Origin of the sequence: Novipirellula rosea (assembly GCF_039541335.1) — a bacterium.
GTDB lineage: Bacteria > Planctomycetota > Planctomycetia > Pirellulales > Pirellulaceae > Novipirellula > Novipirellula rosea.
Genome location: NZ_BAABGA010000029.1, coordinates 211,606 through 235,764 on the forward strand (window position 1 = coordinate 211,606; position 24,159 = coordinate 235,764).

General features: G+C 56.5%; 18 protein-coding genes. 7 read left to right on the forward strand and 11 right to left on the reverse strand.

Annotation, left to right across the window (positions count from 1 at the left end; translation table 11 throughout):
- Nucleotides 1–39: 39 nt before the first annotated feature.
- From ABD971_RS10765 to ABD971_RS10795, 7 genes are all read right to left on the reverse strand, one after another.
- Complete coding sequence (locus tag ABD971_RS10765; protein WP_339939965.1) at nt 40–864, reverse strand: serine/threonine-protein kinase; 825 nt, start codon at nt 862–864, stop codon at nt 40–42.
- Between the two features lie 196 nt (nt 865–1,060).
- A complete protein-coding gene (locus ABD971_RS10770; protein ID WP_345321903.1) occupies nt 1,061–2,122 on the reverse strand; it encodes a glycosyltransferase family 61 protein in 1,062 nt (353 codons plus the stop codon).
- A 220-nt stretch (nt 2,123–2,342) separates the two neighbouring features.
- Complete coding sequence (locus ABD971_RS10775; protein ID WP_339939968.1) at nt 2,343–2,984, reverse strand: metal-dependent hydrolase; 642 nt, start codon at nt 2,982–2,984, stop codon at nt 2,343–2,345.
- Nucleotides 2,985–3,038: 54 nt separating this feature from the next.
- A complete protein-coding gene (locus tag ABD971_RS10780; RefSeq protein WP_339939970.1) occupies nt 3,039–3,878 on the reverse strand; it encodes a hypothetical protein in 840 nt (279 codons plus the stop codon).
- Between the two features lie 273 nt (nt 3,879–4,151).
- Nucleotides 4,152–4,766 carry a class I SAM-dependent methyltransferase gene (locus tag ABD971_RS10785; RefSeq protein WP_339939971.1) on the reverse strand — a complete coding sequence of 205 codons (615 nt, stop codon included), beginning with the start codon at nt 4,764–4,766 and terminating at the stop codon, nt 4,152–4,154.
- Between the two features lie 80 nt (nt 4,767–4,846).
- Nucleotides 4,847–5,242, reverse strand: coding sequence for a paraquat-inducible protein A (locus ABD971_RS10790; protein WP_345321908.1), 396 nt, complete (start codon nt 5,240–5,242; stop codon nt 4,847–4,849).
- A gap of 96 nt (nt 5,243–5,338) precedes the next feature.
- Nucleotides 5,339–5,923: a hypothetical protein gene (locus tag ABD971_RS10795; protein ID WP_345321909.1), complete on the reverse strand. Its 585-nt coding sequence runs from the start codon at nt 5,921–5,923 to the stop codon at nt 5,339–5,341.
- A gap of 263 nt (nt 5,924–6,186) precedes the next feature.
- On the opposite strand from ABD971_RS10795, the gene ABD971_RS10800 reads away from it, so the two are divergent.
- The 3 genes from ABD971_RS10800 to ABD971_RS10810 all read left to right on the forward strand — a co-directional run bounded on the left by ABD971_RS10800 (nt 6,187) and on the right by ABD971_RS10810 (nt 15,590).
- Entirely contained in the window at nt 6,187–6,594 is a 408-nt protein-coding gene (locus tag ABD971_RS10800) for a hypothetical protein (protein WP_339939976.1), read from the forward strand.
- Nucleotides 6,595–6,905: 311 nt separating this feature from the next.
- Complete coding sequence (locus ABD971_RS10805; RefSeq protein WP_345321912.1) at nt 6,906–9,194, forward strand: AMP-binding protein; 2,289 nt, start codon at nt 6,906–6,908, stop codon at nt 9,192–9,194.
- Nucleotides 9,195–9,200: 6 nt separating this feature from the next.
- Entirely contained in the window at nt 9,201–15,590 is a 6,390-nt protein-coding gene (locus ABD971_RS10810; RefSeq protein WP_345321914.1) for a type I polyketide synthase, read from the forward strand.
- A gap of 16 nt (nt 15,591–15,606) precedes the next feature.
- Here ABD971_RS10810 and ABD971_RS10815 read toward each other — a convergent pair whose 3' ends face one another.
- Entirely contained in the window at nt 15,607–15,912 is a 306-nt protein-coding gene (locus tag ABD971_RS10815) for a hypothetical protein (protein ID WP_345321916.1), read from the reverse strand.
- Between the two features lie 220 nt (nt 15,913–16,132).
- Between ABD971_RS10815 and ABD971_RS10820 the strand changes: the two genes are divergently transcribed.
- The 4 genes from ABD971_RS10820 (at nt 16,133) to ABD971_RS10835 (ending at nt 19,115) form a co-directional block, all read left to right on the forward strand.
- Nucleotides 16,133–16,666 carry a TadE/TadG family type IV pilus assembly protein gene (locus tag ABD971_RS10820; protein ID WP_345321918.1) on the forward strand — a complete coding sequence of 178 codons (534 nt, stop codon included), beginning with the start codon at nt 16,133–16,135 and terminating at the stop codon, nt 16,664–16,666.
- A 70-nt stretch (nt 16,667–16,736) separates the two neighbouring features.
- Nucleotides 16,737–17,924: a pilus assembly protein TadG-related protein gene (locus tag ABD971_RS10825; RefSeq protein ID WP_345321920.1), complete on the forward strand. Its 1,188-nt coding sequence runs from the start codon at nt 16,737–16,739 to the stop codon at nt 17,922–17,924.
- Nucleotides 17,925–17,928: 4 nt separating this feature from the next.
- Nucleotides 17,929–18,384 carry a TadE/TadG family type IV pilus assembly protein gene (locus ABD971_RS10830; protein WP_339939985.1) on the forward strand — a complete coding sequence of 152 codons (456 nt, stop codon included), beginning with the start codon at nt 17,929–17,931 and terminating at the stop codon, nt 18,382–18,384.
- A 218-nt stretch (nt 18,385–18,602) separates the two neighbouring features.
- Nucleotides 18,603–19,115, forward strand: coding sequence for a hypothetical protein (locus tag ABD971_RS10835; protein ID WP_345321923.1), 513 nt, complete (start codon nt 18,603–18,605; stop codon nt 19,113–19,115).
- Between the two features lie 83 nt (nt 19,116–19,198).
- Here the strand turns inward: ABD971_RS10835 and ABD971_RS10840 are convergent, their stop codons facing one another.
- From ABD971_RS10840 to ABD971_RS10850, 3 genes are all read right to left on the reverse strand, one after another.
- Nucleotides 19,199–20,188, reverse strand: coding sequence for a hypothetical protein (locus ABD971_RS10840; RefSeq protein WP_345321925.1), 990 nt, complete (start codon nt 20,186–20,188; stop codon nt 19,199–19,201).
- 230 nt (nt 20,189–20,418) lie between these two features.
- Nucleotides 20,419–21,786 (reverse strand): Gfo/Idh/MocA family protein, encoded by a 1,368-nt coding sequence (locus ABD971_RS10845; protein ID WP_345321927.1) that lies wholly within the window; start codon nt 21,784–21,786, stop codon nt 20,419–20,421.
- Between the two features lie 114 nt (nt 21,787–21,900).
- Nucleotides 21,901–24,126, reverse strand: coding sequence for an arylsulfatase (locus tag ABD971_RS10850; RefSeq protein WP_345321929.1), 2,226 nt, complete (start codon nt 24,124–24,126; stop codon nt 21,901–21,903).
- Between the last annotated feature and the right edge of the window lie 33 nt (nt 24,127–24,159).

A 24,159-nucleotide genomic window follows, 5' to 3' on the forward strand; every position in this document is an offset into this window, starting at 1 on the left:
CCGCAGGTGGAGGGGGGAAGAATTAGCGTGTACCTAATTCTAGCCCGTGACTCGGTTCCGACGAGAGAAGCGGATCGCTTTCAGTCGAGTTTGTTCAAAGACCGATAGCATTTGAGGCGCATCCCGATAACGATGGCGGGGGTTAACTTCAAGTGATTTGCGGATTACAGCGATTAAATCACCGTGAGCACGCCGGCGGAGCTGTGCAGCCCCCTCTAGTGGCCACTCAAACGGGTATTCAGGCCACTTACCGGAAAAAATCCTATAAGCGATCAAACCGATCGAAAAGACGTCCGAGCGGGTCGATGGTTTCCCCATCGCCTGTTCCGGAGCCATGTGTCCGAGGGTTCCGGTTCCCGAACCGCTAATCGTGGTTTGGGCCGCCTTGGCGATCCCAAAGTCGCCTAGCCGAATCACATTGTCCTCGAATAACAAAATGTTCTCGGGCTTGATGTCACAGTGGATGACCCCCTGCTCGTGCGCGTATGCGACCCCTTCGAGCAATTGGCTAACGTAGTCAAACGCCAACTCGAACCCGATCCGCTTTTGGATGCGATCCGCCAGCGTGCGTTCTCCCATGGGGGCAACGATCACGAAGTGGCCTTCGATAAAGGCGGCATCGCGAATCGGCAAGATGTTGGGGTGATCCAATTGGACCGTCAAACGCGCTTCGCGGCGAAACTCTTCGAGCAGTTGCGGTGAAACCAATTCCGGGGACGGAATCTTCAGCGCCACTTTGATCCCAAGCAAGGTATCAAACGCAGCATAAACGGTCGCAAATCCCCCCGCGCCAAGCCGTCTTTCAATCCGATATTTTCCAAGTCGCGTACCAACGCGGACAGGGGACTTGGGTTTGGTGTGCATGAAAGACGTGAGGCAATTTGGGAGAGAAACAAAAAAGGAATCGTGATGTCCAACGTGTCATGACATCCGATAGGTCTCGGCGAATGCTTTGATTATCGTTAGCGATCCGCGACTCGGAAAGATGTAGCGAAGAGATTTCTCAGGCAATCCGCTGCACGCATACTCGAGTGTCTGCGAAATCGCGGCGAACGTCAAATCACTCGGCGACCATTTCGCCGAGCGTCGTATCGAATTGCTCGGGATCGACGTTTACATCGCCGTGATGCACACATTGCTGTGGATCCACACGATGGGCTAGTGCGTAGTAGTAGTCCAGTCGCGATGCGGAAGCGAGCGAGAAGTAGCAGTTCGGCGTCTCTTCAACGGCATCACGGATCTCGAGCACGCGGCTTTGCGGCGTCATCATCATCATGTTGGTCAGCCCCGCGCCGTGGTTGGAAACGAGATATTTCGCGTTAGCAGCGACTTGGACCTGGACCCGCCAATCGTGTTGTTCGGCCGTAAATACGGTGAATCCGTGTTTCTTCAGCACCGGCATTATCGCTTCTTCGTTGGCGACACGCCGCCGCGTTGCCATGCTGCGGCTGATGTAAACGCGATCGCCAAATTTGCTCACTGCGGCGTGGTCCTGGGCCGTAGCCGACTCGGGCAAATAGCTGCTGAACCGCTGGTGCATTCGCTGGATGATCGGTTGGTTGTGATTGCCCGTCACGGCCACATGCGACGGTAAAATTAGGTTGTGGCACAGCACCCGTTCGAACCGTTTTAAGAATCGAACCTCGCCAAGCCCGAAGGGAATCAAGCTTTGCCGCATGTAGGCGTGCTTGCGATATTTGTAGGGCAACAGCAGCGTCATCGCCGACAAGTCATGCGATTGGGACGCCATTTCTAAACGCGGCAAGGCGTCGCACATCCAGTGGTAATAGCCACAGCTCCAATTGTCGGTGATCCAGATTGTGGGAGACTGGATGACCGAGCGAGATTGAATTAGACGTTCGGCAGCGGCACGCAAATGCCCGCGTTCACGCCGCCACGTTTCGGCATGGGCCGGCGTCACAAAACTCTCTTGTAAGTAGCGTCCTTCGTGACGCAGCGGACCTCGGCCAAACGCCTCTACCCCTCGCAATCGCTCGATCGATGCGGGTGAGATTTCTTGATACCGACACGAGGCAAAAAGCTGGACGTCGCGGGACCGTAGATTTTTTGGGAAATTGCGGACACTGGTGTGTAGCGGCAGGGTGATTTCGAGAGTGCCCATGCGTGGTTCCCAACAAGAAAAGAGTGTGTCAGAGAGGGAAAATTGACCCGAGCTTCCGCGTCTGGTGCATCCAACACCCCTCCGGTAACAAAACGGCAGCAGCGAAGTCAAGGTGAAAACAGAAAATCGACGCCTCAATGGGATCCCGCGCCCTGCGTTGTTTGGCCCATTCCTAATCCAGCCCATTCTTAATCCAGCCCATTCTTAATCCAGCACGTTCCTAATTTCGCACGTTCACAAAAGCTCCCCACAACGCGATATAGATCACCACGACCACGAGCGTTAGCAGGGCGATTTGCTGAGCTTGATTGGGCTTCTTTAGCTCGACAATCATGGCGATGGCGAACACGATCGTGACGCCGACGTTGCCCCAGGGGACCAGCGGATAGATGAACTGAAAGTGCGAGAAAGGCCACAGCGGTTTCAGCGCCCAGTCGCTCAGACCTACGGCTCCCGAAACCACGGCGTCGGCAGGGATCTGGCTGAGCGCTGCCACGGTCGCGACGCTGATCCAGACGCACCAGCTGCGGGTGGAAAACGATTGCCGGCGTTCGATCGACGTCGCCAGTTCTTTCAAGGGTCCGTACCGTGTGATTCGAGCGGCGGCGCGGCCGCTGAGATCCAACCGGTAATCCGCCGTCCCCAGCAGCAAACCGAGCACGCAGCAAGCCAGCAGGTTGTGTCCCCACACGCGATGCCCCGCCTCGAACCGGCTCATGTCGATCAACATCGGCACTCCGTCCCAGTCTGGCGCGATCGCAGCGACGCCAGCGAGCGCAACAATTTTCCAGCCGTGGTGACGATGTAATCCGGCAGCCAAGGCTCCGTTGATCCCCAGCAGTGCGTGCTCGAACGTCGTCATCGTAGAAAGGAGTCCGTCGCAATAGAAAAGAACGCTCGTAACGAACGTTCTATTCTAGCGATGATCCGCCGTCGGTGCGGTTGCGGTCCGCGGTGGTCGCGACGAATGAACCAGTTCGTTTTGCCGACGGTTTACATTCTTGATGACCTCGACAAACTGCTGCTTCGTCTCACGCGGGACTTGGGGCAAACGGTGAGCCAGATCGATCATTGAGTGTGGGTTACGCTGCGACGCGGCCGAGATTTGACTCAAGAAGCGAGCGGTCTCGATAAAGTTGCTGTCCGCCGAGCGGCCGATGAACCCGCTAAACGTGCGAGCAATTAGATCGGCACTCAAACTGTCCAACTGCACAAAACAGTCCAACGTCCCCGTGACCGTCGTTTCACCCGAGGCCGATTTTGCATACGTGCTGCGGAACACAAACACGCCGCGTCCTTTGATTGGGCTGGCAACCAATTTGCCATCGTACGATCCATCGGCAACATAGATATGCATATTCGGGTCGCCGTAGACTAGGTCGACAACGCAGTGAGTACCGCTGCCATCAGACGCATCAAGCTGATACGGCGCGATGCGTTTGGTGGTCACCTGGGTGACTCCCATCACATCCCACATACCGACAAGGATTTCGGGATTCCGAGCGATCAGCAAAAACAGATCTCGATCGCAACTAATCGCCTGGGTCGGCAATTGGCGAAAGATCGTAGGCGAATTGGCGATCGACAGGATCCGCTGCTGCGCATCCACGGTCAATCGCTGCATCGGCAAGCTTGCCAATACTTCGCGACGGCGCTCGATCGACGCGGTCCCGCTTTGGCCGTCATCGGAATTCCCGATGCCGGCACCGAAACGGTCCAACAGCCCCTGGGCCGACGCGGTGGTTGTTGACAACACCAACGTCAGCAGCAGTGCCGCTGTGAGCGCGCATCTCCCACCTACGATTCGTTGAATCGATCCCCCCGGCACCGTCATCCCCCACCGTGTTTTTTGCCGCAGTCCACCAACCGCGACGAGCTTCGTGATCCGCTAAGTGCAGACCCCTGTGCTTAAGATGAAGTTTCGGCGATTCAGGAGTATCGAGTTGAGGAAAACTGTGCCGAGTGGAGCGGTTGTTGGAGTTGTCACTGCATTGACGACACGGGGATTGCTATCGCGATCGTCGCTATTTCAGCCACGTTTTCGCCACAATCGGACGTCGTTGGGACCGCAAAATTGCATCAATAGAGCTCCACTGGACGCGTAGCGATCGAACACTCGCTCGTGAAAATCGTCCTCGCCCGGCCAGGGGTAGGAGTAGACGATCGCAAAATCATCCAGTTCCAAACCGAGCGCCGCGTAGCCGCAGGGGACGTCATGCCCCAGACTCGGCAGCGTCGGATCATCGGCAAGCGATTCGCTATCGGCAGGCAAAAAGTTTCCATGGATCAGTTCGACATCCGCTTTCCATTCGTCGACCAAGCGACGGCCTTGCGCTAGCAACTCCGACTCGGCTTCGATTCCAATCACATCCAAATCGAGCGTCGAGGCAAGCGCACTGACCACCGCAAAACCGCAGCCCCATTCCAGGAACCGTTTGCCGATCAACATTTGCGATTCCAGCGCCCAGCCAAGCGATTGGTAAACCAGTTCGTAATCGGCGGCGACGAACTGTTCGATTTGCGGTTGGTCCCAGCGATCTTGGAACGCTTCGATCCGCTGCCGCGCGTCGCTGATCCACAACTGGATTTCTGCGGGTGGGGTTCGCCGATCAACGGACGAGGGGATGGCGATTCGTTCTAACAAGGAAGTGCTTTCGATAGCTTGGGTTGCGGACCTGCATTTTCTAGCCGCACTCGCGCCCCCGCCCTAAAATTTCCATCCGCTCACGGCGCGTCTGAGTTGGGTTGGTCGGATTCGGGTGGGGCTGAGTCGGGCAGTACATCGAGTTCGGGTTTGGTGCAGCCAGCCCATCCAAGCACTTCGATGTCGGTTTGGGAAGCCCAGCGACTTTGGTTGCCCCACAAGGGTTCGAGACAAACCGGGCAGCGAGCGTCACAGCCATTGGGGTATTGATGCCGCGACGTCAGATCCGGCTCGAGCCAGATCGCGTCGCACTCGTCACACACCACCAATCCATGAGGCAGCGGGGGATCGTTGACGTTGGATGAATCTACGGACTTGGGTGGTTTTTCCGTTGGCTCGGGCAAACCGCAAATGCGAACCCCGCACAATCCACCGCCGCAATTCGGACAGTAGTCAACTGAATGTCTTGGGCTCACGATGGTGGGGTCTCCGAAAAACACGCGGACAGCGAAAATAGACAGGGAAAATAGAGAGGGAAAATAGCCGGGAAAACGGACGTAGGACGGTGCTCGCTACAGCGGGTACGCAGTGATGACGCGTGTTCCCTCCAATACAATGCGGACACGACGTGCCATGGGATTGCGTTTGCGAGCGCCATCACGTCCCCCGACAAATCCGATTCGGCTACCGAGATCAACGGTATAGATGGTCCGCCCGTCATCGACGCGTGTGGTCGTTTTTGTGCCTTGCTTGGCTTTCAAATAGGCGCGGTCAATCGTCTTAAGCGCTCCCTCCATGTCGCCATCGAAAACACCGTGGCTGCCCGGTCGCGAAGGGTCATCCTTGATGTGCCGCCGCAAGTGTTCGAGCCGATGGCCCTCGGCACTGCCCGGGGTGTACTGCAATCCAGCGGGCGAAAGATAGCGATCTGTGGAAACCTCACGCAGCAATCCGTATTTCAGCTCGGGCTCAGACTTCGACTCGGATTGTGCTGCCGATTCGGATTGTGGCGTCGACTGTGATTGCGGTGTCTTTTGGGGCTCGAACTTCGGTTCGGCCACCACCGCGACTTCGCCCGCATCGTCAGATCGAAGCTGCGGCAGATTCCAGCCAAAGCGGGCATTCAGCTCCGGTTGGACGAGGGAGTATACCCCCACAAGGACGAGGGTTCCGATCGCCCCGAGCGACGACTTCCCTACTGTCAGGGGATTTTTCCCAGCAGGCTCGGATTTATCCATCTCGTATTCCCGTCAGAGTAACCTAGATTAGTAGACTCGCAGCGAAATCAAGTCATGATGGCCTGCCTTGCAAACCCCTGGAATCGTGAGAAGATGGGAAGCTTGCCTGGCGTGATCGTCGCATTGCGATCGTACCTGTACTAAAGATCATACACATTTACAGCAGAAAAGAGGAAAGCAGCGTGAAGAACGTTCTACGTGCCGTGTTGATGTTCACCCTTCTACTTGTGGTTTTGGGGCTCGACGTCCAGACGACGAAAGCGGCCGAGCCCGGCTGGTCGCCGATCATCATTCCCACAGGTGCCTATCGGCAAGAGATTAAATCGATGCCGATCGAACAGCGTCCCTATCGTCCGGGGCATTTTTATGGCAACACCGTTCGGCGTATGCATTATCGCGGCGAAGTTCTGCCACGCCCCACCGATTTGCCTGTAACTCAGAGCGTCGTACCGAGCGTGGTCGGCCAGCCTGCCGCGTCGAATTATCAATATGCCCCTTTGGCATACCCAAGCATGGGAACAAGTAACGCGTCTACGACCTCGAACCCAATGGGACTTCGTCGTCTCTTCTCGAATCGCAATCGGTTCTAACGTTTTTAAGGAATGGAGGATGCATTTGTCGAAGCCCCTCCGAGCTACTACGCTGAAGTACACTGTAGTTGCGTGAGCGAAGGGACGAAGAAGAGAAGGGCGAAGAAGAGATTGCATCGCCACAATCTTGTTACCGCCCCAACTGATTCGTCTCCGACGTTTTCGTGACGACCGATCCGTTGCCACCGACGGTTGTTCCGGCCTAGCGGAACGAGCCAACAAAAACTTTGACGCCCATCCATTCCTTCGCGCTCTTCGGACCCGATATTCTCGAGTCAGAAAACGCGTAGCAAGACGCAGAGTACCGTGTTATGTCATCACTCGATCCGTCCACCGCGACCCCCTTGCCGCAGTGGATCGGTATCCGTGCCCAACGACATGGTGATCGGCTTGCGTTGACGTTCATCGACGATGACGGCGGCATGACACAATGGACATACCGCGATCTTTGGTCGCGTGTTTGCGAGTTTGCAGCGCGGATGCCTGAGGTCGATCAAGATCAACCTCGCGCTCTGTTGTTATTCCCACCAGGACTCGAATTCGTAGCAGGCTTCTTCGCAGCCCACGTCGCCGGCTGGGTTCCTGTGCCGACCTGTTACCCCAAACCAGGCCGGGTGATGGAACGGCTCGATTCGGCCGCACGCGACTGCCATCCCTCGGCCATCATTGCAGACACCGAAACATTAGCGGGAATGGATCCCGAAAAACTGTGCGACGCGGCACGTGATATCCCTCGTCTTGCGACCGACGCCTCCGTGCCACCGCTCGGAACAGACAAACCGCAGCACTGGATCGATCCGCATTCACTGTCGATCGACCCTGACTCGCTCGCGCTACTGCAATACACCAGCGGCAGCACCAGCCATCCCAAGGGTGTGATGGTTCGTCATCGCAATGTGATGGCCAACCTCGAAGCGATTCGGCGAGGATTTCAAATCCCCTGGATCGATGATGATCCCAATCAAACCGAATCCGGCGTTTTCTGGCTGCCGTTTTTCCACGACATGGGGCTGATTGGCGGATTGTTAGCATCGCTATACATGGGCCGGTCCACCGTGTTCATCAGCCCGCGAGCCTTCCTGCAGCGGCCGCTTCGCTGGTTGCAGTTGATCAGCGATTACAAGGCGACGATCAGCGGTGCCCCTAACTTTGCCTACCAATTGTGTATCGATCGCATCTCACCTGATCAAACCGATTCGCTGGATCTATCGAATTGGCGAACAGCGTTCTGTGGTGCGGAACCGATTATGCCTCGCACGCTCAGCGATTTTGCGCACCGTTTCTCGAGCAGCAAATTTTCCGCCAGTTCGTTTTATCCTTGTTACGGACTCGCCGAAGCCACATTGCTCGCCGCCGGCGGCAACGGGCCCGCAGAACCACGTTTGCTGAGCGTTTCTCGCGACAAACTGAGTGAAGGCCGCGTCGACATCCAACCCGAAGGCCGTGGCAAAGCGTTCCAAAAGCTTGTCGCGTGCGGTTCCGCTGTCGACCAAACCGAATTATTGATCGTCGATCCGCAGACCTTGTCCGTTTGCGAGGAACGAATCATTGGCGAAATCTGGATCAAAGGCGCCAGTGTCACCGCCGGCTATTGGAATCGCGACGAAGAGAATCGCCAGCGGTTTGCGGCGCTAACCGCGGATGGCCGCGTCGGATTTTGTCGTACCGGTGACCTTGGCTTTTTGGACGACGGGCAACTGTATGTGACCGGACGGATCAAGGATGTCGTGATTCTGCGCGGCCGCAACTTGTATCCTCAAGATATCGAAGCGACGGTTCGCGAGATCATCGGCAGCGAAGGGGGCCAATGTGCGGCGTTCTCGGTCGACGGTCCACGCGGTGAAGGATTGGCGATCGTCGCCGAGGTTCCGCGGCACTGTGATGAAGCTGCGTTTCCCGAATGGGTGCGTTCGATTCGCCGAAGCGTCATTGACGTTCACGAAGTCGATCCACGCAACGTGTTGCTATGTCGCCCCGCGACAGTGCCGCTAACGAGCAGCGGAAAAGTCCAGCGACATCGATGTCGCAAAATGTTCGACGCCGACGAAATTCGCTGCAAGTATCGCTACGACCGCAAATTTCTGTCCGAGCAGGCGCCGATCGCGATCCCAAAACTTCCCGAAAATCCCACCGCAGCGGATCGTGAGCCGCTGACGCGGATGATTGAAGCTTGGCTTGCCGAGTGGTTAGTGGTTCGCGCCGGAGTGGCTCCGCAGACCATCGAACTTGATAAACCGTTTGCCGACTACGGACTCGATTCGATGACATCGGTCGAACTCAGTGGTGAGACCGAAGATTGGTCGGGAATCGAGTTGACTCCGATCGTGGCCTGGAACCATCCCACGGTGACACAACTGAGTCGCTTTATCGCCAAAGAGTTGATTGGTTCGGAAACGCCCGAAACGCTGCCCGACGATGTGCCGTCAAGCGTGAATGCAACGCACAACGGCGCGCACAACGGTGCGCCTCGGTCCGAGTCCGTCGACGAGACGGTGTCGCAAGACGTGTCACCCGAAGAACTCGAAGCCTTATTAAGTGAAATCGAACAACTTTCGGACGCCGAGATCGACGCGGCCCTGAGCGACAAGAAAAAAACGTAATCGCTGATGGACAAACAACTTGCAGCTCGACTGGCCAAATTGACTCCTGCGCAACGTGCGTTGCTACAGAACCGGCTCGGATCGCGTCCGCCATCCGCTGTCAATGATTCCAATGCGATAGCGATTATCGGAATGGGGTGCCGGATGCCAGGCGCGGATTCCCCCGACGCATTTTGGGACCTGATCCAACAACAACGCGAAAGTGTGGGGCCCGTGCCGGCAAGCCGTTGGGATCGCGATCAATACTTTGATCCCAGTGGCCGCACCCCTGGGAAAATGTCGGTCGATGCGATGGGTGCGGTCTCGAACGTCGACATGTTCGATCCCGCTTTTTTTGGGATCGCACCGCGTGAAGCCTCGCGAATGGATCCCCAGCAACGATTGTTGCTCGAAGTCGCCTGGGAAACAATCGAAGACGCCGGCGTTCCGATCGAACGTCTCTCGGGAACCCAAACCGGTGTCTTTATCGGCATCGGCGGCACCGATTACTCCAAAATTCCCGCTCGCTACCCTGACTATTTCGAACAGATTGATGCCCACATGGGAACGGGCAACGCGCTCAGCATCGCGGCGGGCCGGATCTCGTACCTGTTCGACTTACAAGGCCCGTCGTTCATCGTCGACACCGCATGTTCATCTGCCTTGGTTGCGGTCCACTCGGCAGTCATCTCGTTGTTGCGTGGTGAAAGTAATGCCGCGATTGCGGGTGGTGTAAATCTAATTCTTTCACCGGAAACTACGATCGCGTTTAGCAAGGCCAGAATGCTGAGCCCCGATGGACGTTGCCGTTCGTTTGACGAGAACGCAAATGGTTACGTTCGAGGCGAAGGCTGTGGTTTGATCTTGATGAAACGTGCGGCCGACGCGGTTCGCGATGGGGACCTAATCCTGGCCATGATCCGCGGCAGTGCGGTGAATCAAGATGGGCGAACCAGCGGGATTACCGCACCGAGCGGTTCGGCCCAGCAACGTGTGATCCGCAACGCAATGAAGGCGGCCGAAATCTCGGTGGACGATTTGACCTACATCGAAGCGCATGGCACCGGCACCCCGCTTGGCGATCCGATCGAGTTGATGGCGTTGTCGGAAACGTTTGCCGCCCGCGACGAAAATCTACCGCCGGTTCACATCGGCAGCGTCAAAGCCAACATCGGGCACACCGAAACGGTCTCGGGAATTGCCGGAATGATCAAAGTACTGAAGATGTGCCAGCACCAATGGATCGCGGGTCAGGCTAATTTTGGCAAACTGAATCCGAACGCGAAACTCGATTCGAATCGGCTCCGGATTGCCACCGAGAACCAAGCTTGGACGCCCAACAAACAGGGACGCTTCCTGGCCGGCGTCAGCTCGTTTGGGTTCGGGGGCACCAATGCGCATGTGATTTTGGAAAAGGCAGTCGGGACCAACACGCCCGAGCAAGAAGCACCACGCGTGCCGCCGTGTTTCTTTCTGCCGCTGTCGACTCGCAGCGAAGATGCGATGCCCAAAGCGGCTCGGCAAGCCTTGGGTCGGTTGACCGATTCTTCCACGACCGACGCATTGCAAACGCACAATCTGTGTGGTTCGTACGCAAAATACCGCAGCATGTTATCGCACCGAGCCGTCGCGTTGGGCGAATCCAGCTCGGAACTTTCCAAAGGACTACAGCGACTTGCCGAGGGCGTCGCAAGTAAACAAGCGGTTAGCGGCCGACCGGTGCATGGACGTCGGCCCCGGATCGCGTTGCTGTTTACCGGTCAAGGGTCTCAGTACGCGGGAATGGCGTTAGGCTTGGTCCAGACGTTGCCGAGTTTTCAGCAATCACTCGAAGCATGTGCGGCGATTCTCGATCCCGTCTTGAATTTGTCTCTGTTGGAATTGATTTGTGACGACGTCCCGAGACGTTCTCTTGACGACACCGCGATGGCCCAGCCTGCGATCACGGCGGTTCAAATCGCCTTGGTCGATTCACTTGCCGACGTTGGTATCGTTCCCGACGTGGTGGCGGGTCATAGCATCGGCGAGATCGCCGCGTTGTATGCGGCGAAAGCGTTAAGCAAAGAGCAAGCACTGATGCTTGCGGCTCATCGCGGCCGTTTGATGGGCGAGCTGCCGCAGTGTGGCACGATGACCGCAGTGCTGGCTAGCGCGGCGGTAGTGCAGCAGTGGATCGATGAACTCGAGTCGGATGCCGTGATTGCCGCCATCAATGGTGACCAAAACACGGTCATTGCTGGTACGCACGAAGCGGTCGAGCGAATCGTCGCAAAGGCCGAAGCGGCCGGAACGATGTGTCGACCGCTGAAGGTATCGCACGCCTTTCACTCGCCGCTGATGCAAGATGCTGCCGATCCGCTGCGGGCGAGTTTATCGCAGTGGGTTGGCGACGTAAAACTGCCTCCCTACGTCACCTTTGTCTCGTCGGTCACCGGCGCGGCGCAAGAGGGAACGATCGACGTTGACTACTGGATCCGGCACTTGATGAGCCCCGTTCGCTTCGGCGACGTGATGGCCGAATTGGCAAACCAAAACATAGATCTGGCGATCGAAGTGGGGCCGCGACCTCAATTGACGGGAATGATTCGTCGTTCACTAAAATCCGACGCAGGCGAACCGCTGCTTCGCACCGTCGACACGCTGCATCCGGACGACAACGATTACACCAATTGGATCCGTGCTGTCGCCACGGCTTGGTGCGTGGGTGCCCCGGTTGATTTCAGCGCTATCGATCGCATCTATCCATCTCAGCGAGTGGCACTGCCGACGTACCCTTTTGTACGCCAACGGTGTTGGCATTCACCTCCCGCTCTGGAATCTGGCATTGGCGGTCAAAGCGTTCATCCGGTGCTGGGCAGCCGTCAGCGTTTGGCATCCGGTGGTTTGTTATTTATTTCGCATCTTGCGATCAACAAACCTGGTTATCTTTCGGAGCACGTCGTTGCCGAATCGGTGACTGTTCCCGCCGCAGCCTGGATTGACGCATTAGGAATTGCAGCAAAGGAATTGTTTGGCGAGTTTGCCTTCGAGCTTTTTGAAGTCACGATTCACCGTGCCTTGTTTTTGCACAAGGATCAATCCGTTGAAATCCAAACGACGGCCGATCCGATTCAGGGCGGACAATCACAGATTCAAATTCACTCGCGGTCCCAAGGGGATGATTCGGAGTGGACGTTGTCGGCCACATGCCGAGTAAAAAAGGCCAGCGGAACGATGCTGGCGGCCTTAAAAAGTTTGAGCCCCTCACAAGCCACCGCGGTTGATCGAGCCGGATTCTATGAATCGCTCGCCGCGTCGGGACTTCGTTACGGCGAACTGTTTCAACCGCTGCGATCGATCCTGAATCAAGACCACACTTCCAGTGCCCAACTTGAAATCGACGCAAGCTTGGTGAGTGAAGCAAAGCGGTCGCTGGTGCATCCGACTTTGCTCGATGGCGCCTTGCAACTGATTGCGACCACGATGCCAGCGTCCATTCGCCAATCCGCCGACCCACCCACCTTTCTGCCGGTCGGCGTGGACCGTGTTGTGACGCAGGACGGAACTGAGATCGCTTCGGCCGTCGTGCGTCGGCACGAAAACACGAACGACCAATGGAGCGAAGTCGTTGCCGATGTCCAATTGCTCGACCGTGAAGGCCGCATTTGTGTGTCGCTACAAGGGGTGCGTTGCAAACGGCTGCAAAAGGATCACACCCGCTACCAAATGGATCCTCAACAATGGATCTATGAATGCTCGTGGACTCCCGTATCGGTGGCGGATGGCAACTCGGGTGAGGACCACGACACGTATCCTATCCGCCATTTTGGATCGGCGATTTACCAAACGCTGATCCCCAAGACCTTTGAACCGAGTTCGTCGCAAGAGCACTGGCTTTGGACACAACCACACACGCATGACGATGTCGAAGCGAGTGTTTGCGAGCTGCTGGAATTCATTCAAACCGCGGTTCGCCAGCCCACGACGCCTCTGGTGTCGTTGGTGCTGCAGAGTGCGTTTGGAATCGGCAATGAAAACAGCATCCCGGCGTCCGCGGCATTGGCCGCCATGGCCCGAGTTGCCGCCAACGAATATCCAGCGTTGCAAATCCGGATGCTCGATGTTGCTGTGTGCGATGCTGCCAGCACCGAACCGGTTACGTCTTGGCTTGCTCGGCAATCAAATGAAACCGAACTTGCCTTTCGAAATGGTCAATTTTTGTCGCCACGATTGATGGCGTCACCACGTTCGCTCTCCAAACCTTCTGACGCGTCGCAATTGCCGATCCCGTTGAGCGGCAGTTATCGAGTCCGGCTTGATGGAACCAATCGGACCGAAGGATTGTGGGTCGAGCGGATGGCGATGCCGAAACCCAAGCCGGACGAGGTGGTGATTTCGGTCGATGCGGTGGGTTTGAACTTTAGTGATGTGCTGAAGGCGATGGGACTTTATCCCGGAATTTCGGACGAGGTGGTTCCGCTGGGGATCGAAGCGAGCGGCACCGTGACGGCGATTGGCGATCAAGTGCAATCGGTGGGCATTGGCGACCACGTGATGGGAATTGTGCCCTACGGATTCGCGTCCGATGTCGCTACAAAAGAATACTTGCTCGTCAAGATTCCATCAGGAATCAGCCCGCAAGAGGCGGCGAGCATCCCGGTCGCCTACATGACGGCGCATTATGCGCTGCGAAACATTGGCCGGCTTGCCGCGGGCGAAACGGTCTTGATCCATGCTGCCGCAGGCGGCGTCGGATTGGCGGCGATTGAGGTCGCACACAGCGTCGGCGCCACGGTGTTTGCCACGGCCGGCAGCGAACTGAAACGTCGATTGTTGTCGATGCTGGGTATCGACCCGCAAAACATTTTTGACAGTCGGGATATCGATTCGCTACACACCATTGGTGCTCGCACCGGAGGCCGCGGCGTTGATGTCGTTTTGAATTCGTTGCCGGGCGAATGGATCAACCGGTCGCTGGAACTGTTAGCGGCGCACGGCCGGTTTTTAGAGATTGGGAAAACCGATATCTATCAAAACCGACAACTTGGCTTGCTGCCATTCCAGGACAACCTGACCTATTCGGCTATCGATCTGGATCGACTGTTCCGGCATCGCCCCGAGCAAGTGCGAACGTTGTTTGCCGAGGTGGCTGAGCAATTCGCAAAGGGCATCTATCAACCCAAACCCATTACCACGTTTGCGTTATCGGATTTGCCGGCATCGCTGCGGTTCATGAGTGCTCGGCGGAATATTGGCAAGATTGTCGTATCGCCTGAAAAGAACGCCACGCATGACGGACGGGATCACGTCACCGCCGACGGGGCTTATTTGATTTCGGGCGGCAGCGGCGCGATCGCTGCGGGAATCACACGGCGGTTGATTCAGCGAGGTGCGACCAAGGTCGTCCTGCTTGCACGCCGTGAAGCGACCGAGCGGGTCGAAGCATTGATCCGGTGGGCCGAAGAAAACGGTGCGGAGTGTTTGTATCTGCAGTGCGACTGTACGAACCAAGACGAACTGCTCGCTGCGATGCGGCAACTACCTCCGGCGATGCGACCCGTGGTGGGCGTGATTCACACCGCCGGCCTTTTGGACGATGGTCTGATGCACGAGATGACGCCGGAATCCGTGGCCCGTGTGCTGCGTCCGAAAGTCGACGGAGCGGTTGCGCTGGCCAAGGCGACCGAAGACCAACCGCTGAGGATGTTCAATATGCTCGGATCGGTGGCTTCGGTATTCGGGTCACCCGGGCAAGCAAACTATGCGGCTGCGAATGGGTTTTTGGAAGGATTCGCGGCCCGGCGGCGCAACGAGGGGCTACCTGCCAACGTGGTCCACTGGGGCCCTTGGAGTTCGGCAGGCATGGCGGACGACCCGACGCGGCTAAAGAATCTGGCCTCGCGAGGACTGCGTCCGCTGCGGTTTGATGCCGCTTTGGACCTACTGATTGATGCCGGTAATCCAAACGGCCCTCGCTCGCGAGTCATGGTGGACGCGAATTGGCATCAAATGCTTTCTTCGCTTCCCGAATCTGCGGTGCCCTCGATTTTTCGTGCTCTGCACACTGCCAACGGTCAATCTCGCTCCGAGGCGGTTTCGGCGAAAGACGACGCATTGCTGCAAGAGCTTCGTTTGCTCGACCACGATGCACGGTGCGAGCGGCTGGAAATCTACTTCAGCGAGCAACTTGGCAAAATCATGTCGTTGGACCCGACCACATTGGATCGATCCGAATCGCTCGGTTCGCTCGGTCTCGATTCGCTGATGGCCATCGAGTTGAAAAACACGATCGAAACCAAGTTGGCAATCGTGATCCCGATCAGCCATTTCATGGACGAACCCAGCATTGCCACGTTAGCGAAGATTGCTGCCGAGATCATCGGAGCCGATGCGGCGGAAGCGAGTCACGAGCAAGAATCGTCGGTCGCTTCGGATTAGGGCGACGGCTGCAGGTTTACTTCGATTCTTTTAATTTCTTTGCTTCGGCTTCCAACGCAGCGACTTCGTCTTCGAGTTGCTTCAGTTCATCGAGATCGTCGGCCTGTTCACGCGACCCAGCCAAACGGGGGCGAAGGGTTTGCAGTTTCTTGTTGATAACATCGAGACGCTTCTTCGCTTTTTTATCCATGATTTCGTTATCTAGTGGAGTGAAAGGATCAATCAATCCAGCATTGTACTTCATATCGCTCGCACGCCGAGTCGGCTTGTGGAAAAGTCGCAGGCTGGCGGTGAACATCCACTCTGCTGACTCCGCTGTCATTCATCGTTCTATCCGTCTCGGCAATTACCGGTGCACTTGGTGCAATCGGCACATTCAGCATGACATGCTAACTCGGGCCGCAAAAATCGAAGGAAGATCCGCTTTTCTGGGGGGTTTGCAAGCTAGTTATTAATTGAATGCGAAGTCCGTCGTGGATCAATGGCTGCGACGCGAGTCCCTTCCCCACTAGAAAATTGGCTCAAAGGCGATTTCCGAAATCATGGGTGCCACCGAATCAACACGCAGCGCCGAATCAACACGCAGCGCCGGATCCGAACGCAGCGCTGAATCCGAACGCAGCGCCGAATTACAAGGCAATCGCTACTTTCGCCGCTCGGTCGCCATCCATCGCGTGGCACAGCGTCGCGGTACCGTCAGCGTCGAATTTGCCTTTGTCGCCATTCCGATGTTTATCTTGCTGTTTGCAGCCGTCGAACTAGGCCGCGGAATGATGACGGTCCAAGCGTTGGAGGAAGCGGCACGATCGGGTTGCCGGATCGCGGTACTCAAAGGAGCCAGCGCCTCGGATATCAAAGCCGAAGTCAAACAATTGACCGAAGCGATGGGAATCTCCAAACACAGCATCGAAATAGAACCCGCGTCGCTAGACACCACTCCGCAATGGGATCCCGTCACGGTGCGTGTCACTGCGAACTTTGCCGATATGACTTGGTTACCAGTTCCACGTCATTTCAGCGGCATGAGTTACACCGCCGCTTGTGTTTTGCCTCGTGAAGGCGAGCTCGTTCAATAGTCTTGATGGGTTAGCGTTCTCTCCACGCCATACGCAATGGCATTTCACTTTTCTTCAGCGAGTTACGATGATGCCGCAAATTGCTTTCTCTCCAGCGTGCAAACGTCGCGGGGGCACGATTGTGTTGTTTGCCGTTTTAATGGTCGTCATTGTTGGTATGGCGGCCTTCGCGGTGGACATTGGCCGGATGCAATTGGTCCGCAGCCAATTGCAGTCCGCAGTGGATGCAGGAGCAATCGCCGGAGGACTGCACCTTAAAAACAACCCCGATGATATTCAGGGTGCCAAGACGGTGGCGGAAAGTTTTATTGCCAAGAACAAAGTGGGCTTCGTGGTCGATGTACCACCGGATACGATCGCTTTGGAAACCGGAAACTGGGACCCCAACACCGAAACCTTTACCGTATCAAACACCAGCGCCAGTGCGATTCGGGTGCACGCGGTTCAAGACAAAGAGCCTTTCTTTTTCGCGGGCATCTTTGGTCAATCCTCGTTCTCGATCCCACGCCATGCCATTGCATCCGCACCCGGTATCCCGCTGGATATCGTCATGGTCCTCGACTTGTCGGGATCGATGAGCTCCGATGGACGCATCGAAGCACTACAACAAGCTTCGCCTGAATTTGTCGGGATGATCGAGCTGTCGCTGAAAGAAGACCGTATCGGAGTGATGGGGTACGGTGCCCGAAAAGGTAGCTACGATCCCAAAAAAGCGGGACACACCGGAATCATGTATACCGCAACGCCGTCCAGCTTGTTTCCGGATCCCTATGACACGTCCACGGACTGGGTTGGCATTCTCGAAGCTCGGATGACAAATGATTTCTCATTCTTGAAGAACAGCATTCTGTCGAGCAGTTCGTTGACGTCCGACAAATACGGCGGAGGAACTCCGATCGGTGCTGCCGTTCGCGATGGGGCTCACTATCTGTATGCCAATCACCGCAAACACGACAGCCACGGTAACAAAGTCAAGATGTTGATGGTGGTGATGAGCGACGGCTATGCCAACAAACCTGAAAACGACCCGGACCAATACGCGATCGCGATGGCAAACTATGCCGAAAGCCTTGGGATCGAAATTCACACGATTAGCTTGGGAGACGACGCGGATGTCGCGTTGATGACCGCGATTGCAAACGCAACCGGCGGTAAACAGTTTTCGGCCACAGGCAGCGGAAGCGAACTTACCCGTACGTTGAAACAGGCCTATCGTAACATCGCCGGCACGATCAACCGCACCGTTTTAGTGCAATAGAATCATGATGTCATTTTTAAAACCAAAGTCGATTGCTCGTCGTCACGCGAAATCTCGATTCATCGGACGACGAAAATCACACGGGATCGCGGCGGTGGAATTTGCCGTCGTCTTGCCGCCCCTGTTGTTGCTGATCCTGGTATCGGTCGAGGTGGCTCGCGCCTTTGCCGTCCAGCACTCGCTACAAGAAGCGTGTATCAATGGGTGCCGTATCTACGCCCTTGGCGACAAGACGCAGCAACAGGCAAGTGACATGATTAATCTGTCGCTAGGCGAAGCAGGCATCTCGGGACACACTATCGATTTCGTCCCTGCGACCAAGGCGGAGATCACGGCCGAGATGCAGCCGGTCACGGTCACCATCTCGGTGCCATACAGCCAAGTCGGAGTCGGTGTACAGTGGATGTTGGCCGGCACAACGGTCACGGCCAGTACGACGCTGCCAGCGGAATCACGCTAAAATTCGCCTGCGTCTCGCCTGGATGTGTCTTCCCCCCCTCTCTGCAAACTGCTTTGCAATCCTCACTCGCACCCCTGTTCGGTTGAATGCGACGGATGATTCTTCGCAAACCGAAGTCGAACATTTGCCAGTTCTTGCTACAATCCTGGATTGGCTCGTCCTTCACCACCCACGCTGGCGAGCGAATTGACCCATAGACGACGTACTTAAAGCAGATGATGAGCAAGAAGAAAAAGAAAAACACCCGCATTCCACACAAATTTTTGCCGTGGATTGATGTTCGCAAAAAGTACCGTTTGTCGCACGCTCAAGTCCAAATGGCTCGCGAATTGGGGATGTCGCCCAAGCGGTTCGACCGGCTCGCGAACACCGAACATAAACCGTGGAAGGTGCCGCTGCCGCAATTTATCGAATCACTGTACGAAAAGAAGTTTGGCAAGACCGAACCCGATCACGTGCAGTCGATCGAAGACATGGCGGCTGAACATATGGCCCGCCGCGAAGAGCGAAAAGCAGCGAAAGCCGCCGAAGAGGCTGCCGCAGAGGTCGCCGAAGAGGCTGCCGCAGAGGGCACTGCAGAATCCAGCGAAGACGGCACTGCCGAAGATGCTCGTGAGCCCTCTGGCCTGCGAAGTGATGCCCGGGGCGAGGCCGACGTTGCCACAAACGACTCGGTCGACACCAATGCCGAGCTCGATAGCGATGCCAAAGAAGCGTCCGAGCCATCGTAACGAATCGTGGATGTCATTCCAGCAAGCCGCCATCGCTCTTGCATCGAAGTGATGCGGGGGCGTCGAGAACAGGCCGGGCAGAATCAGAATTTCAAGCTGGCTTCGATAAACAGAGCATCATCGAGATCGATCTCGCTGTCACTGCTTTCGAATTCGATCGAGCGATTGAACGCGTAACCCAGCTCGACAAAGTAGCCTCGGTTTCCGGCTCGCACCGATTCGTAGCCGACAAGCAACCGCAAGTCGCTGAGTGTCAACTCGTCCGACATGCCGCTATCGCGTGTGACGGCCCAGGTGTTCCCGCCCAGGGTACCGCCAAGATAAGCCCATGATTCCGAGTTGCCGCCGTCTTTGGAAAGCCGGCGGGCGATCCGCGGACGCGGCAACATGGCATCGATTTTCCACTGCGGCGTGGGAGTCCATGTGGCACCGGCTGCGGGCAACAGCGGCAGGTCGGCTCGGCCCAAGTAGACCGCTCCGAAGGATAAACTCAAATCGGGGCGGCACTGCCAATTGACCAAACCCAACCCAAATAATCGCAATGCATTTTCGTCGGTCGTAAAGTCGCTGCGTACGGACGGTGTGATGACCAACGTTGTCGATATGACCGTGGACCATTCCTTGCGGTTGAAAAAGGTCACGCCGGTGTTGTAGAGCGTGCCAGGCAGATCGACGGTGTTCGGCCCATTCAAATGGTCGGCGCGAAAATAGGGGCGAAGGACAAGGATGTTTTCCAGGCTGCCAAGGGGCACGGCGAACCCTGCGCGTGCTTCTTCGAACGTGATATCCAATCCGCCCTCCGCGTCGCCGGTGTCCAACAAGTAGCCGCCAAGCAGCTCGGCTCCCTGATAAAAGCTTTTGCGAAATCGCGGCACGGGAGTTTCACGCAGTGCAAAAAATGCCGGGTCGTAGGCTTCGATCATCGGCGACGGAGCGTACTGAAATTTGTCTGCAAATGCAGGGACGCCAGCAAAGCTCGGTGTCAGCTCTTGCGAATGCAACGGAGACGTCGCCAACGTCCAAATCAGGGCGATGGCAGGCGAAAGGAGGCATTTGCGTAATCTCAGCGACATCCTGGCTCCGTCGGGGTCGGTGACCACCAGGATTAGCAAACAGAGGTGGCCCACGGCAAGGGCGACCTGCGGGGGGAAGGAGCGTCCGCGGGGCGTCTACGTCCCGGCGAAGCGTCACCCCAAGCGAACGTGTCGGGTCAAATGAACGTGTCGGCTCAAGCGAACGTGTCGGCTCAAACGAACGTGTCGGGTCACGCGAACGTGTCGGGTCAAGAAGTGGGGCTATCCAGTTAGACGATCTTTGTCTTGCTGCCGGGCACCGGCACGGGATAGCGGCCTTGGGCGTCGGGAATCACGGGGGCGGCATCGGCGAGCGAATGCATGACCGAGGTGTCTGCCAATTCGATGCCGCTATTGATGGCATCGTCCCAGCGGACGACTTTGCCGCTGTAAGTCGCCATCCGGCCCATGATCGCCGTCATCGTGCTGTGGGCACCGTATTCACCTTCGTTGACCGTTTCACCGCGGCGAAGTGCGGTGAACAAATCGGCGTGTTCCTGCGAGTAACCACGGTTGGCTGATCGCGGATCGACATCGCTTTGCCAAATCACGTTACCTCGCGAATCGTGCAGGATCGCGTTGGCGATATCGGCCGACCCCTGCGTGCCGTGGACGAATTCGCCAATGCTGGTCCGGCAACCTTGCATGTGCCGACATTGGCTCAGCATCCGCGTGCCACTGCCATAGGTATACTCGACCATGTGATGATCAAAGATCTGGCCGTGGTCGATCCCGTCACGCACTTCGCGGCCACCTTGACCTTGAGCTTCGATCGGATGCGATTTCATCAACCAATTGATCACGTCCAAATTGTGAACGTGCTGCTCGACGATATGGTCACCGCTGAGCCAGTTGAAGTAGTACCAATTGCGAAGTTGGTATTCGAGTTCGGTTTGCTCGTCGGTTCGCGGACGCACCCACACTCCTGCGCCATTCCAATAAGCTCGTGCAAAGACGATCTCGCCAATCGCACCCTCTTGGATACGCTTGACGCACTCGCGGTAGCGAACTTCGTGACGTCGCTGCAGTCCAACCGCGACTGCCAAACCTTTTTCGATTGCCATTTGGTTGGTCGCCAACACACGGCGAACCCCGACCGCATCGGTCGCCACCGGCTTTTCCATGAACACATGCTTGCCCGCCTGGACCGCCGCCTCGAAATGCAGTGGACGAAAACCAGGTGGCGTTGCCAAAATCACGACATCCGCGTCACTGGTCATCACATTCTTGTAGCCGTCGAGTCCGACGAAGCGACGATCGTGAAGATCAACTTGCGAGGCGTGTTTGCCTTTGATCGTTCGAAAGGCCGATTGCAGATTGTTTTCGAACACATCGGCCATTGCGACCAATTTCACGTCACCGCCGTGAGTGCTGAGCGCATCGAGTGTGGCTTCGGTTCCCCGTTTGCCACATCCGACCAAGCCAATGCGGATCGCATCGCTACCGAAAGCATGGGCTGCGCGAGCGACGCCAAGTTCGGCTCCCGCGATCGCCCCGCCCGCCAAAATGATTCCGCCTCCCTTCAAGAATCCACGTCGCGATGGAGTCTGCGTCGGCAGGCTGGATTGCGTTTGCGTTTTGGGGGGGCGAGTTGGCATATCAGTGAACAAACCCTAGGCAGAAACGGAGCGGCAGGTACGTCGTCGGTGTCATCTAGAATACCCAGCGGTGAGGTTTCCAGCAAACATGACACCCAGAACAACAAATCCCGACTATTTCATCAGTTCAATGACGACTTGGTTGACGGTCCCTTGGAGCGGGAAGGGAACCGCGTAAGGCCCGACCGCCCCATTTTCGTCCTGCCCTACCTGCAACCCGTCGAGCGGTTGTTCGCCCAGCAATCCGTCGATCTTGGACTCAGCGACCTGTTTCTCGCCGATCTTTAGCTGCACGGTTCCTGGTTTACTGACAATCGCGGTCACTTGCTGTTTGCCGCTGACACGAGCGTCGGACGTCGTCACCACTCGTTTGCCATTTTGGGTCCATCCAAAGCAGAGTTTTCCGTTTTTCAGATACAGTGACCAACCCTGTGACGATCCTCCCTGAGCCACGATCACTCCGTCCCCTTTGACATCGATGTCCGCGGTGACCGCAAACGCTTTGTTCTTGATGTAAGGCGCCTCGGTCCGATGGAGTTTGTCGCCCATGTTCAGTTTGAAGCGAGTCTGTTTCACGTTCATCGTTGCTCGTTCAGCATGTTTTTGGTTTCCCGGATTCAGCGGCAACACGTTGGCACGCTCGGCATAGGCTTGCCACATCGCAGCCAGTTTTTGCACGGTCTCGGGCATCTCGCTGCTCAAGTCACGTTGTTCGCTGCGGTCGTTGGCGATGTTGTAAAGTTCCCACTCGCCCTTCGCTCCCTTCGCCACCAATTTATGGTCGCCGACTCGAACGGCACGGTTTCCTTCGTGTTCCCAGTAGATCGCTTCGCGGTCAAATTCATCGCGGGTGTCCGCATCCTCGGCAAACAGTGGGACCAAGCTTTTTCCTTCCATGGGTTTGATTTCCTTGCCATCGTGGTAGGTGGCGGGATAGGTCGCTCCGGACACATCCACAGCGGTTGCCATCAAGTCGATCAAATGCCCCGGAGTGGTTTCTAGTTCGCCGTGCCGCCGGATCTTGGCAGGCCAATGAGCGATCAACGGCGTCGAGATACCACCCTCATGAGTCCAGTGCTTGTATTCACGAAACGGCGTGTTGGAAACCGTGGCCCAGCCGCGGCCGTAACCGATCGCAGTGTCCGCAGGCCCCGCCATCGATCCTTTGCCTGTTCGCATTACAAAGCCATCACGCGATTGTTTCGGTGTCATGTCGGGTTGTAGATAGTCCGCAGGCAAAGTCGCAAGCGTCGGCTTGTCCGCTCGCTCGCTGCCGACGCCGCCGCGGCCATAGCCTTCGGCGCAGCCCCCGTTGTCTTGCAGAAAACAAATCAGCGTGTTTTCAAATTGCCCGGTGTCTTTCAGCGATTGAACGATACGTCCAATGCCTTGGTCCATCGAATCGATCATTGCTGCATAGACTTCCATGTTCCGTTTGTCCCATTCCCAAAACTCGGATTCTTTCCAAGCATCAGGAATCGGCCAATTGACAGTACTGTCGGCGTCGATCAAGCCGAGTTCAAGCATCCGCTTGTAACGCGCGTCGCGGATCGCATCGTAGCCGGCATCGTACACACCTTTGTACTTGGCAATGTCTTTGTCCAACGCGTGCATCGGCCAATGCGCGGCCGTAAAGGCAACGTACATAAAGAACGGCTGATCGCCGGATTGAAAATGGTGATCACGAACGAACCGTGCTGCATGATCGGCGATCGCGTCGGTGTAGTAGTAGGTTTCGCCCGGCCAATCTTCTTTGCCATATTCAGGGTCATTAAATGGCGAGATAAATTCGTTGTCACGCGTCAGTGTGTTGGGGTCAAAAAAGCTGCCCGCGCCATGAATGGTGCCGTAGAAACGATCAAAGCCTCGCTGGATTGGCCAATTTGCTTTGTCGGCGTCCGTCTTCGGATCAATGGCTTTGGTGACGTGCCATTTTCCCGACATGTAAGAACGATAGCCCGCGTTTTTGAGGGCTTCGGGAATGGTCACACAGTGTCGGCTCAGTTCACCGCGGTAACCCTCGTAGCCATGGTCATCCATCATATGGCCGACACCGGCTTGATGAGGATACAGACCGCTCATCAAACTCGCACGCGTCGGACAGCAACGTGCGGTGTTATAAAACTGGGTAAAACGAACCCCGTGATCCGCCAAGGAGTCAAGGTTGGGGGTTTTGATTTCGCCACCGTAACAACCAATATCCGAGAATCCCATGTCATCCGACAGGATGTAGATGATGTTGGGTCGGTCACCCGTATCCGCTAGCAGTGAATTAAAGTTCGCGAGGATGGTCAGAGAGAGGAAAGCTAAAACGCAATGACGCAATGAGTTCCGAAGCATAATGAGATTGCTGTTGGGGGGGAGTTTTGGGGG

Bases quoted from the DNA above. Each gene is read 5' to 3' on its own strand.
- ABD971_RS10765 (WP_339939965.1), bottom strand. From the start codon at position 864: ATGCACACCAAACCCAAGTCCCCTGTCCGCGTTGGTACGCGACTTGGA.
- ABD971_RS10770 (WP_345321903.1), bottom strand. From the start codon at position 2,122: ATGGGCACTCTCGAAATCACCCTGCCGCTACACACCAGTGTCCGCAAT.
- ABD971_RS10775 (WP_339939968.1), bottom strand. From the start codon at position 2,984: ATGACGACGTTCGAGCACGCACTGCTGGGGATCAACGGAGCCTTGGCT.
- ABD971_RS10805 (WP_345321912.1), top strand. From the start codon at position 6,906: ATGTCATCACTCGATCCGTCCACCGCGACCCCCTTGCCGCAGTGGATC.
- ABD971_RS10810 (WP_345321914.1), top strand. From the start codon at position 9,201: ATGGACAAACAACTTGCAGCTCGACTGGCCAAATTGACTCCTGCGCAA.
- ABD971_RS10815 (WP_345321916.1), bottom strand. From the start codon at position 15,912: ATGACAGCGGAGTCAGCAGAGTGGATGTTCACCGCCAGCCTGCGACTT.
- ABD971_RS10820 (WP_345321918.1), top strand. From the start codon at position 16,133: ATGGGTGCCACCGAATCAACACGCAGCGCCGAATCAACACGCAGCGCC.
- ABD971_RS10825 (WP_345321920.1), top strand. From the start codon at position 16,737: ATGCCGCAAATTGCTTTCTCTCCAGCGTGCAAACGTCGCGGGGGCACG.
- ABD971_RS10830 (WP_339939985.1), top strand. From the start codon at position 17,929: ATGATGTCATTTTTAAAACCAAAGTCGATTGCTCGTCGTCACGCGAAA.
- ABD971_RS10835 (WP_345321923.1), top strand. From the start codon at position 18,603: ATGAGCAAGAAGAAAAAGAAAAACACCCGCATTCCACACAAATTTTTG.
- ABD971_RS10840 (WP_345321925.1), bottom strand. From the start codon at position 20,188: ATGTCGCTGAGATTACGCAAATGCCTCCTTTCGCCTGCCATCGCCCTG.
- ABD971_RS10845 (WP_345321927.1), bottom strand. From the start codon at position 21,786: ATGCCAACTCGCCCCCCCAAAACGCAAACGCAATCCAGCCTGCCGACG.
- ABD971_RS10850 (WP_345321929.1), bottom strand. From the start codon at position 24,126: ATGCTTCGGAACTCATTGCGTCATTGCGTTTTAGCTTTCCTCTCTCTG.